The following is a 2,108-nucleotide window of genomic DNA, read 5'->3' as shown; positions in this document are numbered from 1 at the left end:
TAAAATAATTGTTCTTTGTTGGTGACCAATCCCTGTTTTTGGAAGAGATAGTAGAAACTGTGCTTCACATTGGCATCGAAGCTTACCCGGCTGCTTTCAATTGGAACGTCAGTAGTATTTTCAGGTATACCCAAGAGATGCGTCAATAGTGCGACCACGCCATCATCGCTGTCATTGACTGCAAGCTCGGTAAATGAGGGTGCGTCTACTTTGGCGCCGCGGCGTATCATGGCCATGCTCAAGCTTTGCGCTCCAGGGGAGGGCGCGGGCTTCGCGACCATGACTTCTTCACCGGCAAATCGATAAATTACTCCAAACCAAACCACACGGTCACGAATGGCGCCTTCCGGAACATTAAAGGTCGATCGACCCATACAATATTCGATAATGTCTGATAGCGCTGACTTACCAGTGGAGGAACGGCCCGTGATGACATTGAGTCCGTAATGAAAGGCTACGTCCCGCCGGCGCCCGTCAATACTGTAGATGTGGATGGATTTGATTTTCATGGTCGGACGCCTAGCGTTGTGTAAATGGTCCCTCGATCGCCAATAAGAGCAAATTGCTTACCGAGATACGCGCTTACCCGCTGGCAAGCCTTTGATTCCTCACTTCCGCTGATGGACTTGACGACCCGATTGTTCCCCGGAAGCAGGAAGCCCTCCGTTGTAACTGTGAGGGTGCCGACATGCATGAGCATGCCCAACCCTTCGAACGTGAAAGGCAATATGTCCGCACAGCGACTTGCGAAACCGACGAGGAGCTCTGGATGCTCAGCTATCACTTTGAGGAGGTAGCTTCGACTACCAGCCTGAAGTATTTCGCGCGAGTCTTGTTGTAGGCTTAAAGGAAGGATCAGCAGCGACAGTGAGAATGGCATGCCCCGCTCGTCTTTCTCCTGAAAGCTCGCGATGGCGCGATACATAACCAAGCCACAGAACGCGGGGTTGAATAGGTTCCGAATTTCGATAGGGCGATGGACCCATTGCTTCATGCAGCGACCTCAAGGTTCTTGGCAATTTGCTGCAGGAAACGGGGATGCCAGTGCACCCGAGGTTCCGGGCTACCGTTTGCGAGTATATGAAAGGTGCCCCGTACAACATACTGCTCGGCGACCCGCTCGCGGATTCTCAGCTGACCGGTTGAGTTCTCTGCCCAATTGTAGAGCTCACGGCCGGCGGCCACGCACGCATCGTCTTTACTTTCCTCCGTGAGATGCTCGCAGACCGCTGCCTTATAGCGACCCCACTCCTCGACGAGCTTGTCCTCGTACTTTTCGATTTCGCCAGACACAATGAGGTTCGCCCTAGCCCAACTTGAGCGTTGCTCGAAGGCGCGGTAGTAGTCAATGATCGCGTATCGGATACGGTCCGCCGATAGTTTTAGCGCCCGTAGCTGCTCGACAAAGCGACGTCGGTCTGCGTTCGCATCGATGTTGCCCTCCGGAAGTTTGTCACTGAACTCGATGGGAAGACTATCAACCTTGTAGTCATCTGCGAGAACCGCGAGTCTGTCATGCAGCTCTTGTACCTTTATGGGCTCTTTTCTCTCACCTGTCAGTGTCTGGATCACTAAGCCGATCCACCAGCCTTCAAGGCGTTGGAATAGATCTGCTCGCGATTCTTTGCGTACAGTTATAAGTCGCCGACTGACTAGGCTGGGAATGTCTTCGATCCTTGGCGTTTGGGGAAAGATCGTAATGCGAGAATAGAAATCGCTTGCCTCTTCAGCAGTCAGGACGGCCAACTCATCCTTTACCTTGGCGATCAGTTCGGATCGGCTTCTGTTGAGGGCCGTGGCCGCGTCCCGGGCTCTATTAGCGCCATCCGCCTCGTAGTCCGCGAACTGATCAAGAAAAGATCCCGCGGATATTTCTGATGTGGTGAAAAGCTGAAACCGCGCCTTCGAGGCGGTTCGGCCAGTCTCTTTGAAAGTAACGAGCCAGATTCGGACCGATTTCCAGAAGTCTGTCGACAGATCGCTCAGCCGATCGCCTTCGGCTTTGTGCTTAAGGGAACTCAACGAAATTCGTCCATCTTGCGTGACGAACTCGATATCATCATTGCGCTCAATGTAGATGAGGTGTTCTTCGGAATAATCAAGAGCCT

At 52.8% G+C, this 2,108-nt stretch carries 2 protein-coding genes and 1 pseudogene; all 3 read right to left on the bottom strand.

Going from position 1 to position 2,108, the window contains the following annotated elements; all coding sequences use genetic code 11:
- A pseudogene (locus tag A7X77_RS32865) lies at positions 1 to 509 on the bottom strand (DUF3732 domain-containing protein); the annotation flags it as partial.
- Complete coding sequence (locus A7X77_RS34155; RefSeq protein WP_245293823.1) at positions 506 to 925, bottom strand: three component ABC system middle component; 420 nt, start codon at positions 923 to 925, stop codon at positions 506 to 508. The pseudogene A7X77_RS32865 and the gene A7X77_RS34155, both read right to left, overlap by 4 nt.
- A 65-nt stretch (positions 926 to 990) precedes the next feature.
- Positions 991 to 2,108: ABC-three component system protein (locus tag A7X77_RS33670; protein WP_064686660.1), on the bottom strand; the 1,118-nt coding region annotated here is incomplete at its 5' end.

Origin of the sequence: Rhizobium bangladeshense, from assembly GCF_001662075.1 — a bacterium.
Classification (GTDB): Bacteria; Pseudomonadota; Alphaproteobacteria; order Rhizobiales; family Rhizobiaceae; genus Rhizobium; species Rhizobium bangladeshense_B.
Note: the sequence above shows the minus strand (reverse complement) of the source record. Positions and strands in the feature narration are given on the sequence as shown.

Coding starts and splice junctions, on each gene's coding strand:
- A7X77_RS34155 (WP_245293823.1), bottom strand. CDS start 925: ATGTATCGCGCCATCGCGAGCTTTCAGGAGAAAGACGAGCGGGGCATG.